Raw genomic sequence first — 12,981 nt, forward strand, 5'->3', positions numbered from 1 at the left:
ACCAGATGCCACCACATGACAAGACCCTGAGCGTAAGACCGTCACAATTAACAGGCATGAAACACCACCGAAACGGCTTGTTCCCATAAGGCGTCTCAAATCCCGGAATCTCGGGTAATTTTCCAAAATCTCTTGCCATTCGATGAAAGTTGATTTTTACTTAGTGGCAAGACATGGTGATCCAGACCACTTGAAAGCAGGTTAGGCAGTGGCAGCAGATTCCTCCACCCGGACGGTCGAAAGGGCCCTGGCCCTCCTGAGCGCAGTCTGCACCGATGGCTCCATCAGCCTGAGCGACGCCGCACGCGTTGTTGACTTGTCGGCCAGCACCGCGCTCCGCCTCCTCCGCACCTTGGAGGGCAGCGGTTTCGTGAAGCGGGACCCCGGCGGCAACTTCCGTCCCGGCGCCAGTGTCATCCAGTTGGGAGCACTCGCGCTTGGGCAGGAATCCCTCGTGTCTCTCTGCACACCGCACATGAAGAGGCTCGTGGCTGAAACGGGCGAGTCCTGCTATTTGAGCATTCCTGGTCCTGGGGAAACCGGAATCTACATCGCCATCGTCGAAGGGACGCGCTCTGTCCGGCACACCAGCTGGGTCGGCAGGAGCATCCCGCTGGAAGGATCTGCCGCTGGGAAGGTCCTGACTGGCGGGCAGAACGGCCGCGGCTTCGCCATCGTGCGAAGCGGCGTAGAAGACGACATCACGGCCGTCGCCGCACCCATTGTGATCGGCGGCCGCACCGTGGCAGCCCTCAGCATCGTTGTACCGAGCTACCGCTTGGACGAGGCGAAGGCCCAGACATTTGGCGAGGAACTGGCGAGGGTGGCGAACAACATCCTCGTGGAACCCTCCGGAAACCATGAAGTGCCCCAGGAAAGCATGGAAAAGAAATGATCAAGTTTGAAAATGTCACCAAGGCGTACCCGGACGGGACGGTGGCCGTCGACGGCCTGAATCTCGAGGCGCCCACCGGCAAGTTGACCATCCTGGTTGGCCCGTCCGGCTGTGGCAAGACCACTTCGCTGAGGATGATCAACCGCCTCATCGAGCCCACCAGCGGCACCATCTACCTCGATGACGAGCCGACGTCGGGCATGGACGCAGCGTTGCTGCGCCGCCGGATCGGCTACGTCATCCAGCACGCAGGCCTCTTCCCGCACCGCACCATCGTCGACAACGTGGCAACAATGCCCGTACTTCTCGGCGAGAGCAGGCAGAAGGCCCGCATGAAAGCCCTCGAACTCATGGAGCGCGTCGGGCTCCCCGCGAGCTTCGCCAAGCGCTACCCGTGGCAGTTGTCGGGCGGACAGCAGCAGCGCGTGGGCGTGGCCCGCGCGTTGGCATCGGATCCGGCCTTCATGCTCATGGACGAACCCTTCAGTGCCGTTGACCCCGTGGTCCGCGCCCAGCTCCAGGAGGAGTTCCTCCGGCTGCAGCGCGAGATCGGCAAGACCATCATCATGGTCACCCACGATATCGACGAAGCGCTCAAGCTCGGCGACCAGGTTGCGGTGATGCGCGTCGGCGGAAAGCTCGCCCAGATGGCGACACCGTCAGAGCTGCTGACCTCCCCGGCTGACGAATTCGTGGCCGACTTCGTGGGACGAGACCGTGGTTACCGTTCCCTCGGTTTCACCAACGCGGCCGGCACGGTAGCCGTCGCCGAAGAGGCAGTGGTCACCCTTGGCGCCTCCGCCGCCGAGGCACAGAGCAAGGCCACAGGAGCCTGGGTGCTGGTGGTCGACGGCGGCCGCAAACCGCTCGGCTGGGCACAAGCCGATCTCATCAAGGGCGAACTCACGAGGGAGCACCTTAACCTCAGCGGTACTTCCGCCTCATCGTCCGGGACCATGCGCCAGTTGCTCGACGCCGCACTTTCCTCCCCCAGCCGGCGCGGCGTCGTCGTCAATGAACACGGCGAGCTCATCGGCACGGTGACGGCCACCGACGTCGTCAAGGCGATCGAGGCCGAACCACACCTGGAGACGGCGCGATGAACTTTGAATGGCTGGGCCGCCAATCCGACAACATCGTTTTCCTTCTCGGCTGGCACGTGCTGCTCGCCGTCACTCCCCTCATCCTCGGCCTGCTGATCGCACTCCCCCTTGGCTGGTGGGCACACCGCAGCCGCCGGATCTATCCCCTGCTGGTGGGCATCGCGGGCCTGCTCTACACGGTCCCCTCCCTCGCACTGTTCGTCTTGTTGCCCCTGGTCCTCGGCACCAAAATCCTGGACCCGCTCAACATCGTGGCAGCCCTGACCATCTACACCGTGGCCCTGCTGGTACGCGTGGTGGCTGATGCCTTGGATTCCGTACCGGAGGACACGGTCCAAGCCGCCAAGGCCATGGGCTACCGGGGATACCAGAGCCTGGTAAAAGTGGAGCTTCCTGTGGGTGTCCCCGTCATCAGCGCCGGGCTCCGCGTCGCGGCAGTCTCCAACGTGAGCCTCGTTTCCGTCGCAGCGTTGCTGGGCATCCCGCAGCTCGGCTCGCTCTTCACCCAAGGCTTCCAGTTGCGGTTCTTCACCCCGATCATCGCCGGCATCATCCTCTGCGTGGTCCTGGCCATGATCCTCGACGGACTGATCATCCTCCTCAACCGGTGGCTGACACCGTGGACCCCCAAGGTGGTGGCATCATGATCAACTACTTGTTCAATCCCGCACACTGGAGCGGCGCCGACGGCATCCCCACCCTGATCGGCGAACACCTGCTCTACTCGCTGATCGCCCTGGCTGTCGCGGCCATCATCGCGGTTCCGCTCGGCATCTACATCGGAGTCACCGGCAAGGGCGTCTTCATGATCGCCGGTTTGGCCAACGCCCTCCGCGCCCTCCCCAGCGTGGGTTTGCTGATTCTGTTGGTCCTGCTGATCTCGCCTGCTTTCCCATCGAAAATGGGCTACATCCTCCCGAGCCTCATCGTCCTGGTGCTCCTCGCGGTCCCGCCCATCCTGACCAACACCTACGCCGGCGTCCGCGCTGTGGACGCTGCCGCCGTCGACGCCGCCAAGGGCATGGGCTTCCGCACCATGAAGATCCTCACGGACATCCAACTCCCTTGCTCGCTCCCGCTTATGCTGTCCGGCGTCCGCAGCGCACTGCTGCAGATCATCTCGACCGCGACCATCGCTGCGTACATTTCGCTCGGCGGCCTCGGACGGCTGCTGATCGACGGCAAAGCGCAGAACGACTACAGCCAGATGGTTGCCGGCGCTGTGCTGGTCGCGCTGCTGGCCTTGTTCTTCGACCAATTGCTCGCCTTCATCACACGAAGGGTCGTCTCACCCGGACTGACCCGCCGCACCGTCAAGGCGGCCGCTACGGCCGTTGCGCCCGACTCCGTGAAAACCCCCGTCACGGTCTAAGCACCCCCGTTTCATTCGCTGCCGGGCGGCCCGCCCGCCAGCTGCAACACCGCTCAATCCACCCCCACTTGGCCACCGCATGCCCTGCAACGGCCCTCCCCAGAGAGAATTGACATGAAAAAGTACCTGACCGGCTTCGCCCTGGCGGCAGCCACCGCCATCGCCTTGAGCGCTTGTGGCGGAGGGGATCCCATGAGCTCCTCCAACAACAACTCCCAGGCCGCAGGCTCCACGGACAGCATCACCGTCGGTTCCGCCGATTTCCCGGAAAGCCAGCTCATCGCGAAGATCTACGCCGAGGCCCTCAAGGCCAAGGGCGTCAAGGTCACGGAAAAGCCCAGCATCGGTAGCCGCGAAGTCACCATTCCGGCACTGAAGGACGGCTCAATCGACCTCATGCCGGAATACGGCGGAGCCCTCCTGCAGTACCTTGACTCAGCCACCAAAGCGGTCACCCCGGATGAAGTCACCAAGGAACTGAGCACCAAGATCCCGTCCGGGCTGACCCAGCTGACGGCATCCAAGGCGCAGGACAAAGACGTGCTGGCGGTCAAGAAGGAAACCGCCGACAAGTACAACCTCAAGTCCATCAGCGACCTGCAGCCTGTGGCCAAGGACCTCGTCCTGGGCGGCCCGCCGGAGTGGAAGACCCGCATTAACGGTGTCGCAGGCCTGAAGTCCGTCTACAACCTCGACTTCAAGGACTTCTCAGCGCTCGACGCCGGTGGTCCGCTGACGCTGAACGCCCTCCTTTCCGGTCAGGTACAGGTTGCCGATCTCTTCAGCACCGATCCGGCACTCGCCGCCAACAACCTGGTTGCCCTGGATGACAACAAGAACCTGTTCCTGTCCGAGAACATCGTTCCGCTTATCAACCAGAAGAAGTCCACGGACACCGTCAAGAGCGTGCTGGACAAGGTCTCCGCGGCACTGACCACCGAAGACCTGATCCAGATGAACGGCAGGACCGCCAAGTTCGAGGACATGGGTCAAATCGCCCAGGACTGGCTCAAGTCGAAGAATCTGGCCTAGTTCGAGCAAGAAGCAACTAGTCCAGCAAGACCTAAGGAGTACTAAAGAATGAGTGCCGATTTCACTACCGGAGCCCGTCCGGTCAAAGCTGCCCGCGGTACCGAGCTGACCGCGAAGAGCTGGCAGACCGAGGCGCCGCTGCGCATGTTGATGAACAACCTGGATCCGGAGGTCGCCGAGCGTCCGGATGACCTGGTCGTGTACGGCGGCACGGGCCGGGCCGCCCGGTCCTGGGCCGCGTTCGATGCGATCACCCGGACCCTGGAGACCATGGAGAAGGACGAGACCCTCCTGGTCCAGTCCGGCAAGCCGGTGGGCGTGTTCCGCACCAACGAATGGGCGCCGCGGGTGCTGCTGGCGAACTCGAACCTCGTGGGCGACTGGGCGACCTGGCCCGAATTCCGCCGCCTTGAGGCCGAGGGCCTGATGATGTACGGGCAGATGACCGCCGGTTCCTGGATCTACATCGGCACCCAGGGCATCCTGCAGGGCACCTACGAGACCTTCGCCGCGGTCGGGAACAAGCTCCAGGCCGAAGGCCGCATGGCTCCCAGCACGGGCACCGAGGGACCGCTGGCCGGGACCCTGACCCTCACCGGTGGGTGCGGTGGCATGGGCGGGGCCCAGCCGCTGGCCGTGACCCTGAACGACGGGGCCTGCCTGATCGTGGACGTGGACGAGTCCCGGCTGCGCCGCCGCGTCGGCAAGCGCTACCTGGACGAGGTCGAGACCGACCTGGACACCGCGATCGCCAAGGTCGTCAAGGCCAAGGAAGAGCGCCGCGGCTGGTCCGTGGGCTACGTCGGCAACGCCGCCGAGGTCTTCCCCGAACTGCTCCGCCGCCACCGGGCCGGGGAACTGTCCATCGATGTCGTGACCGACCAGACCTCCGCGCACGATCCTCTGTCCTACCTGCCCGAGGGCATCACCGTGGCCGAGTGGCACACCGAGGCCGAGGCGGACCCGGAAGGGTTCACGAAGAAGGCCCAGGCCTCCATGGCCCGGCACGTGCAGGCCATGGTCGAGTTCCAGGACGCCGGGGCCGAGGTCTTCGACTACGGCAACTCCATCCGCGACGAGGCACGCAAGGGCGGCTACGGGCGGGCGTTCGAGTTCCCCGGCTTCGTCCCGGCCTACATCCGGCCCCTGTTCTGCGAGGGCCTGGGCCCGTTCCGCTGGGTCGCGCTCTCGGGCGACCCGGAGGACATCGCCGTGACCGACAAGGCCATCAAGGAACTCTTCCCGGAGAACAAGCACCTGCACAAGTGGATCGACGCCGCGCAGGAGCGGGTCGAGTTCGAAGGCCTCCCGGCCCGCATCTGCTGGCTCGGCTACGGCGAACGCGCCAAGGCCGGCCTGCTCTTCAACCGGCTCGTGGCCGAAGGCAAGGTCAAGGCCCCCATCGTGATCGGCCGCGACCACCTGGACTCCGGCTCCGTGGCCTCCCCCTACCGGGAAACCGAAGCCATGAAGGACGGCTCCGACGCGATCGCGGACTGGCCGCTGCTGAACGCCCTGACCGCCGCCTCCTCGGGCGCCACCTGGGTCTCCATCCACCACGGCGGCGGCGTGGGCATCGGCCGCTCCATCCACACCGGCCAGGTCTCCGTGGCCGACGGCACCGAGCTCGCCGCCCAGAAACTCGAACGCCTCCTCACCAACGACCCCGGCATGGGCGTCATCCGCCACGCCGACGCCGGCTACGAACGCGCCATCGAAGTCGCAGCAGAGCGCGGCGTCCGCATCCCCATGAACGAGAAGTAGGAACACCGCTAACCGAGACCCGACCAACCCAACTAGCTCGCACTAGATGTCGTTATGAGCCCTGAAAACGACATTAACTGCGAGCTAGTTGGGGAGGTCAACCGCCCATCTTTGAAAGAATCGCTCCATGATCGAAATCGACGGCCTCCGGCTGCATCTGGCCGACATCGCAGCTGTGGCTGCGGGCGGCGCGAAAGTGACGTTGGCGCCGTCGGCCGTTAAGCGCATGGCCGCGTCGCAGCGCTCCGCTCGCGCGACGGCGCTGTCTCGGCCCGTCTACGGGAGATCCACCGGCGTCGGGGCAAACCGCTCCGTCGCGCTGGACGCCGGGGACAAGGACGTCAACGTTCACGGCTTGAACCTCTTGCGCAGCCACGCCGTCGATGCCGGACGAGTCCTTGACCGGGAAACCGTCAGGGCAATGCTTGTCATCAGGCTCTCCCAGCTTGCTGCGGGATCGTCCGGGATCAACCCGGCTGTGGCCGATGCCGTCTTGGAGATGCTCAATGCCGATGCCTTGCCGGAGGTTCGGGAATTCGGCGGAATCGGCACCGCGGACCTGCCCGCGTTGGCGGGAACGGCACTCACCCTCCTCGGCGAGCGCCGCACCATGGACGGCGAGATGGTCCCGATTCCACTGGAAACGTGGGCCACCGAGGACGCGCTTCCATTCATCAGCTCAAGCGCGCTCACGATCGCCCAGGCGGTCCTCAACCACCAGAAGCTCGCCATCGTCCTGGAGAACCTGACATCCGCCGGCGCTCTCTCGTTCGCGGCAATGTCGGGCAATCCCGAGGCGTTGAGCCCCGAAGTCGCCCGGGCAGCAGATTCGCCAGCAGTCACAGAGATCGCCGGCGTGCTCCGCGAACTCGTGGAAGGCAGCGGCGATCCGGCGAGGATCCAGGACCCGTACTGCCTGCGCACCCTGCCCCAGGTTCTTGGCTCCGTGGCCGAGGAACTGGACGCGCTCGGCATCCTTTTGGAGCGTCTGGTGGTGGCCGGCCATGAAAACCCGCTGGTGTTCGGTTCCGAGGAGGATGGCACCAATGGAGTGGCCCACCACGGCCTGTTCCAGATGACCAACCTCGCCCGCCGCGCCGATGCCCTACAGCTCGCCATTGGTGCGGCGTGCGCAACGAACCTTCGCAGGATCAGCCTGCTGTGCGATCCCACTTACACTGGCCTGCACCGGTTCCTGGCGGGCGACGACGCGGGCCAGTCCGGCGTCATGATGCTGGAATACGTGGCCGCCGCAGCGGTGGGCCGTATTCGAGCCAACGCTCAGCCGGTGAGCCTACAAACGGTGGTCCTGTCCTTGGGCGCTGAAGAAGATGCCAGTTTCGCGAGTGTGGCAACTTCACGCCTGGATTCCACGGTGCGGGCGCTTTCAACGGTGGTGGGCATCGAACTCCTTTGCGCGTCACGGGCACTCAGGCTTCAGGGCCGGACACCGGAAGAATTTACGAGCCTTCGGTTCCGAATGGCCTTCGACGCCGGCCTGTCGTTGCCCGCAGACGTCCAGGACCGGGATCTCCGCCCCGATGTGGACGCGGCGATCCGCCTGACGATGCTTCCCGAATTCGGGCACTAAGCATGCTTAGCTATGGACTGCCACCCCAGACGGGCGTACCTTAATATCCAAACACCGCACTGGGGAGGTGGAGTGTTTGGCCAGGTATCCGGGGCGCCATGGCATTTCTTTATTGCGCCCTGTTCTTCTCGCTATTTTTGGCGCATTGGCTTGGACGGTCTGGCTTGCCGATTCTTCGCAAGCCAGTGACCTCCTGCCGGCGATTCCGGCTGTTCCCTCAGCGCCCGCAGTGCCAACAGTGTCAACTATTCCGTTGGCTGCCGTTTCGCTGCCTCCCGCTGCCCTGCCCCTTCCTGTAGGGCAACTGGCCCCGGACGTCTCCTCGGTCATCCCAAGTCCTGGGGAAGTGGCCACTCTTCCGGAGACTCTCGCCAATCAGTTGCCGGACGACCAGTTGCCGGACAACGTTCTGACCCCGGTGATTGGTGGAATCATCGACGCCGTCCCACCCGTAATTGACAATACGATCAGGGAACTCCCGGCATTGCCTGGGTTGCCTTCGGTGCCGGCATTGCCGCCAGTGCCCGGAATCCTGCCTCCTCCGGCTCCGGTGTTGGGCCTTCCGGTTGGGGTCCCGCCGGTTGGGGTCCCCAAGGGGCCCGGGGCTGGCACAGCTGCTCCGCCTGACCGCACCGCGCCTCTCGGTGCCAGCCCGCTCTTACCAGATTTTCGGTCCGGACCAGTAGCGAACACACGCATCCCCGGATTCATTCCGGACGGGCTGGGCTCTGTGCCCGCCGCAGTGTTGGCAACGACGGAAATCTCACGAGTTCCCGGAGCTCCGCAGCCCGGAAGACCACTACCTCCCGCCGCGCCTCCGGCCCAGGCCGGGGCAGCGCCCGGACCACAGGGCGGCTCCGCCCATGGCGCGGCAGATCTTCCTGATCAACGCGCACTGGCACCGCCATCTGGCAACGGCCGCGTTCCTGAGGGTCGTCAAAACCCCGCTGCAGAACCCGCGTTCGATCCGGGGTCTTCCCCGACTGACCAGGCCACCCCTGCCCCCATGGCAGGCACGACCACCCGCGCCACACCGCGCAGGGACAATTCTCAGTCAGGAGAAGACCATGCAGGACCACACGAGATTCATCGGAAATTGGCCCGACCCCATGCGGAAAGGAGGCAAATAACCAGCATTGTGACAGGCGCTCAGCGCCCATAAGGAAACAACGACGCCGGCCGCGCAGTCAGACTGACTGCACGGCCGGCGTCGTGGTGCTGGAGCTGTTGAAGCCAAAGGTTCCCTAGAACAGGCCAGTAACCACAGCCTGGGTGAGCTTGTGGAAGACGTCCGTGCGGGCCGGTATATCGCTCTCATCCTGGCCTTTGGTGTAGACCACGAACACGTAGGAGCTGGTCCCATTGGTAAGGATGCTGGCGTCGTGGAGTTCGTCGTCGAGCAGTCCGTACTTGTGGAAGACCGTGATGCCGGCCGGTACCGCGGCCGGGATGAGGGTTTCGTAGTTCGTGTTCTGCATGTAGGAGAGGAGCTGCGCGGTGTCTTGCTGGTTCAGGAGCTTTCCGGCGTAGAGGTCGGCCAGGACGCTGGCCATCTCGCTTGGAGTCAAGGTGTTGTTCAAGGGGTCATAGCTCACACCGATAGACGCTGCATACGATTGCAGTTCTGAGTAGCCCACGGCGTCCATGATCAAAGACCACGAGTCGTTGTCGCTCTCCTGGATCATCTCCTTGATCTGGAATCCGGACGTGTAGTCCCCCAGAGGATCGTCAAGCGACACTTCGCCTGCCTCGACAAGGTGGTAGTAGGCGGCTGCGGCGAGGACCTTGGCCGTACTTGCTGCCTCGAATGCCGCCTGAACCCCGTACTGGTGGCTTGAGCCGTTCGACAAATCGATCAGCGTGACGCCGACCTGATACTGGCTGTTGGCGTTGATGATGCTGTTGATTTCCGCGTCCAAGGCAGGGGTCACGCCTGCGACGGGAACGGCGGGCACAACCGGTGCCACCACCGCGGGAGCAGCGGCCGCTGCCGAGGCAGTGGGGCTCTCCGCCACCGGAGCGGTCGACGACGGCGTGACTGCCGCCGTCGTCGGGGTCGCCGACGGTATGGCACTGGCGATCGCCGACACGGCACGGGAGGCGGATGACCGCGCATGTGCAGCTGAGTAGATAGTTGCAGTCAGGGCCAGCGCCAAAACAACTGCGCAGGCTGTCAGCAAAGCCGATCGATATCGGAGGGAACTCCATAAGTTCCGCCGATTTCGCTTCCGTCCGGTCCCAAAACCGGAACGATGGGGCTCTTGCTCTTCCATAATGAACCAACCGTAGCTACGGCAGCTATGCAAGAGCTATGAAAATCCTGTCCTTCAGCCACGTGTCGGCTGGGTGAATTTCAGGCGTCACGGAGCGGTGAGCCCAGCACAGTGAACCGGGTACCAGCCATCTCCCCGGAAAGCAGCGGCATTGCCTCACCGATGGCAGCCCTCACGCTGTCCAGCTGAAGCGATCCTTGGTGTGCTTCTGCCGACTCCCACAGCTCGCAGACAAAGACCGTGTCCGGCGCTTCATCGTTGACGCCCACCTCGTAGAGCAAGCAACCCGCACCCCGCAGCTCCGGCTTCGGTCTGAGCAGGATGGAGACGACGGCGTCGCGTTGGCCAGGTTTCGTGCCGAGACTTCCCACGTTTGCAAAGGTCATGGGCCCATTGTGCTTTATCCCTCCGACGTTATTGAGGACCCGCGTACCGCTGGACAAAGTTCTTGAGGATCTTCATCGGTTCGGTCGCTGTGAACTTGCGGGCATCCGTCATCAGCTGTTCCGCGGCATCTGGCGGGAAGTATCCTGCGTAGCGGTAGGTGTCGATCCGGGTGACGAGTCCCTCGGCGTCGAGCTCCGGGTGGAACTGTGTGGCGTAAAGGTTCCTCTTGATTCGGAACATCTGCACCGGGCAAGCGGCCGAGCTGGCCAGCAAAACGGCATGTCCGGGCAGAACGGTGCACCCCTCCTTGTGACCGGTGAAGGCAACAAAGCGCTCGGACATGCCTTCGAGGAGCGGATCCAGGAGCCCCTCCGCTGTGAGCTTGATGGTTACACCGCCCAGGCCTTCACCGTAGGTACGGTCAATCACCGCTCCCTGGTGGAGGCCCAGCGTTCCCACCCCGTAGCAAGCTCCCAGAAATGGAAAGTCGGCAGCGACAATCCTGTCCAGTAACTGCGAAAGCTCCTTCTCAACCCGTTTCTGGACCGGACTCTTGTGCTCAGGCGGATCGCTCGAGGTGAAGGGGCTGCCGCCCACAATCACTCCGGAATAGTCGGAGAGTTCAAGTTCCGGCAGTGGCGCCGCTTCCACACGGATGCGTATGAGCTGCTCGGGAGCCAGCCCTCCAAAACGAAGATACGCCTGGTACTCTTCCTCGGCGGCGGCGTCTTCGGCACGAGATGCGAGCAGGAGAAACGGCTTCACAGGGTAAGTGTGCGCCCGGCGGCTGTGACGCGCCAGCGTTCAGTTCAAACATCCCTTTTGGGGGAGGTTAGCTGCTGTTCATGTGGAAGAAATGTCCAGATTTCGGTCCCGATCGCATGATTCACCTCCAGCCGGTCCCGGATCCGCGGAAACACAACGATCCTGTGCGCCCGTTCGAGGCGTCCCCGCGCCCGCACGGAAGGGACGTTAACATTCCTGAAACATGCCTGTCATGCGTTCTTCACGCCAGCCCGACTTATGTAACGTCCCCGCAATTTTTCCTGGCATTGCCTGAAACACGAACCCTGAAATATTGAGCGGGGGAACAACGGGCCTAGCAACGGCGGCCCTCCTACGGCACTCCGGTAAGAAGGGAAGCGCACGTGAATATCACTGCGGAAAACGTTTGGGTGATGGTGTCAGCGGCACTTGCACTGCTCATGACCCCGGCACTCGGTCTCTTCTACGGTGGCATGACCCGGGCCAAGGCCTCCCTCAACATGATCATGATGAGCTTCATCTCCGCGGGCATCGTAGGTGCCGTGTGGATCCTGTGGGGCTACTCGATGATCAGCGGCAAGAGCGTCCTGGGGCTTTTCGGCAACCCGTTCAGCAGCTTTGGTTCGGCAGACCTGGTTGGCTCCACCGATCTCATCAAGTTGGGCTTCAGCGCTACCTTCGCCATCGTCACCGTGGCCCTCATCAGTGGAGCCATTGCCGACCGCGCCAAGTTCACTTCCTGGGTCATCTTCGTCCCCATCTGGATCACGCTGGTGTACTGCCCCTTGGCCTTCATGGTCTGGGGCGGCGGCCTCCTGAGCCCCGGCGGAGCCATTAGTTCCGTCTTCGGCCAGGTGATTGACTTCGCCGGGGGCACCGTGGTGGAAATCAGCTCCGGCGCGGCCGCATTTGTCCTGGCGCTGATCCTTGGCAAGCGTCACGGATTCGGAAAAGACCCGAACCACCGACCCCACAATCTCCCTTTCATCATGCTTGGCGCAGGCCTCCTGTGGTTTGGTTGGTTCGGTTTCAACGCCGGCGCTGCCACGACAGCGGAACAGGCCGGCTTGATCTGGGTCAACACTCTCGTCGCCCCCGCCGGGGCCATGCTCAGCTGGTTGGTGACCGAGAAGATCCGGCACGGCCACCCCACCTCCTTGGGTGCAGCATCCGGCGTCGTTGCCGGCCTCGTGGCGATCACTCCGGCGTGTGCCAACGTCGCTCCGGCTGCCGCGCTCGGGCTGGGCCTGGTGGCTGGTGCCGCCTGTGCCGTGTTCGTGGACCTGAAGCACAAGTTCGGCTTCGATGACTCGCTCGACGTCGTGGGCGTCCACCTTGGTGGCGGACTTGTCGGCACCCTCGCGCTCGGTCTCATTGCGCTGCCGGTCAACGGCAAAGGTGGAGGATTGCTCTACGGTGGTGGACTCCAGCAGCTCGTGGCGCAGATTGTCGCCATTCTGGTTACCCTTGCAGTGTCTGGAATCATGACGGCGATCATTGCCCTGGTCATCCACAAGACCGTTGGATTCCGGGTCAGCCACGAGGCCGAGCTTGCCGGCGTGGACTTGTCCGAGCACGCCGAGACCGCCTACGAGTTCGGCGGGATGTCCCGAAGCCACTTCAACGCCCTCCCCCACGTCAACATCCCGGTTGCCGTTGCGACCGTCCCGGTTTCAGCCCGAGCCGCTGCGGCCGCTTCGGCCCCCGCGGCCACTGCCGACGTCGAACTCCAGCGCGAAAAGCAAGCCGACCCCGCATAACGGAAGCAGGCATTTCCGCGGCCGCGAGGGGCGCGTACG

The 12,981-nt window shown here is 63.8% G+C and carries 11 protein-coding genes; 8 read left to right on the forward strand and 3 right to left on the reverse strand.

The genetic code is table 11. The features are described from left to right. Window positions 1-208: 208 nt before the first annotated feature. The 7 genes from ACX5I4_RS18440 to ACX5I4_RS18470 all read left to right on the forward strand — a co-directional run bounded on the left by ACX5I4_RS18440 (window position 209) and on the right by ACX5I4_RS18470 (window position 7,757). Window positions 209-895: an IclR family transcriptional regulator gene (locus ACX5I4_RS18440; RefSeq protein ID WP_461837927.1), complete on the forward strand. Its 687-nt coding sequence runs from the start codon at window positions 209-211 to the stop codon at window positions 893-895. After that, a complete protein-coding gene (locus ACX5I4_RS18445; protein WP_461837928.1) occupies window positions 892-1,998 on the forward strand; it encodes an ABC transporter ATP-binding protein in 1,107 nt (368 codons plus the stop codon). The genes ACX5I4_RS18440 and ACX5I4_RS18445 overlap by 4 nt, the downstream gene beginning before the upstream one ends. Continuing rightward, on the forward strand, window positions 1,995-2,645 hold the full coding sequence (locus tag ACX5I4_RS18450) for an ABC transporter permease (RefSeq protein WP_184741542.1): 651 nt from the start codon (window positions 1,995-1,997) through the stop codon (window positions 2,643-2,645). Before ACX5I4_RS18445 ends, ACX5I4_RS18450 begins: the two co-directional genes overlap by 4 nt. After that, complete coding sequence (locus ACX5I4_RS18455) at window positions 2,642-3,370, forward strand: ABC transporter permease (protein WP_461837929.1); 729 nt, start codon at window positions 2,642-2,644, stop codon at window positions 3,368-3,370. The genes ACX5I4_RS18450 and ACX5I4_RS18455 overlap by 4 nt, the downstream gene beginning before the upstream one ends. Before the next feature lie 114 nt (window positions 3,371-3,484). Next, the gene (locus ACX5I4_RS18460; RefSeq protein WP_461837930.1) at window positions 3,485-4,402 is read left to right on the forward strand and encodes an ABC transporter substrate-binding protein; all 918 of its coding nucleotides are present in this window, start codon (window positions 3,485-3,487) and stop codon (window positions 4,400-4,402) included. A 48-nt stretch (window positions 4,403-4,450) separates the two neighbouring features. Beyond that, on the forward strand, window positions 4,451-6,166 hold the full coding sequence (locus ACX5I4_RS18465) for a urocanate hydratase (RefSeq protein WP_461837931.1): 1,716 nt from the start codon (window positions 4,451-4,453) through the stop codon (window positions 6,164-6,166). Between the two features lie 127 nt (window positions 6,167-6,293). Then, window positions 6,294-7,757 (forward strand): aromatic amino acid lyase, encoded by a 1,464-nt coding sequence (locus tag ACX5I4_RS18470; RefSeq protein WP_461837932.1) that lies wholly within the window; start codon window positions 6,294-6,296, stop codon window positions 7,755-7,757. Between the two features lie 1,244 nt (window positions 7,758-9,001). On the opposite strand, the gene ACX5I4_RS18475 is transcribed toward ACX5I4_RS18470, so the two are convergent. The 3 genes from ACX5I4_RS18475 to ACX5I4_RS18485 form a co-directional block, all read right to left on the reverse strand. Further along, complete coding sequence (locus ACX5I4_RS18475; protein ID WP_461837933.1) at window positions 9,002-9,937, reverse strand: serine hydrolase; 936 nt, start codon at window positions 9,935-9,937, stop codon at window positions 9,002-9,004. A gap of 173 nt (window positions 9,938-10,110) precedes the next feature. Next, complete coding sequence (locus tag ACX5I4_RS18480; protein WP_461837934.1) at window positions 10,111-10,416, reverse strand: putative quinol monooxygenase; 306 nt, start codon at window positions 10,414-10,416, stop codon at window positions 10,111-10,113. 28 nt (window positions 10,417-10,444) lie between these two features. Continuing rightward, entirely contained in the window at window positions 10,445-11,182 is a 738-nt protein-coding gene (locus ACX5I4_RS18485; protein ID WP_461837935.1) for a glutamine amidotransferase, read from the reverse strand. 383 nt (window positions 11,183-11,565) lie between these two features. On the opposite strand from ACX5I4_RS18485, the gene ACX5I4_RS18490 reads away from it, so the two are divergent. After that, window positions 11,566-12,942 carry an ammonium transporter gene (locus tag ACX5I4_RS18490; RefSeq protein ID WP_461837936.1) on the forward strand — a complete coding sequence of 459 codons (1,377 nt, stop codon included), beginning with the start codon at window positions 11,566-11,568 and terminating at the stop codon, window positions 12,940-12,942. Window positions 12,943-12,981: the final 39 nt, after the last annotated feature.

The organism is Arthrobacter sp. MMS24-S77 (assembly GCF_054888235.1).

What these genes read in the sequence shown, in the direction of transcription:
- ACX5I4_RS18445 (WP_461837928.1), top strand. Translation starts at nt 892, where the DNA reads ATGATCAAGTTTGAAAATGTCACCAAGGCGTACCCGGACGGGACGGTG.
- ACX5I4_RS18450 (WP_184741542.1), top strand. Translation starts at nt 1,995, where the DNA reads ATGAACTTTGAATGGCTGGGCCGCCAATCCGACAACATCGTTTTCCTT.
- ACX5I4_RS18455 (WP_461837929.1), top strand. Translation starts at nt 2,642, where the DNA reads ATGATCAACTACTTGTTCAATCCCGCACACTGGAGCGGCGCCGACGGC.
- ACX5I4_RS18460 (WP_461837930.1), top strand. Translation starts at nt 3,485, where the DNA reads ATGAAAAAGTACCTGACCGGCTTCGCCCTGGCGGCAGCCACCGCCATC.
- ACX5I4_RS18465 (WP_461837931.1), top strand. Translation starts at nt 4,451, where the DNA reads ATGAGTGCCGATTTCACTACCGGAGCCCGTCCGGTCAAAGCTGCCCGC.
- ACX5I4_RS18470 (WP_461837932.1), top strand. Translation starts at nt 6,294, where the DNA reads ATGATCGAAATCGACGGCCTCCGGCTGCATCTGGCCGACATCGCAGCT.
- ACX5I4_RS18480 (WP_461837934.1), bottom strand. Translation starts at nt 10,416, where the DNA reads ATGACCTTTGCAAACGTGGGAAGTCTCGGCACGAAACCTGGCCAACGC.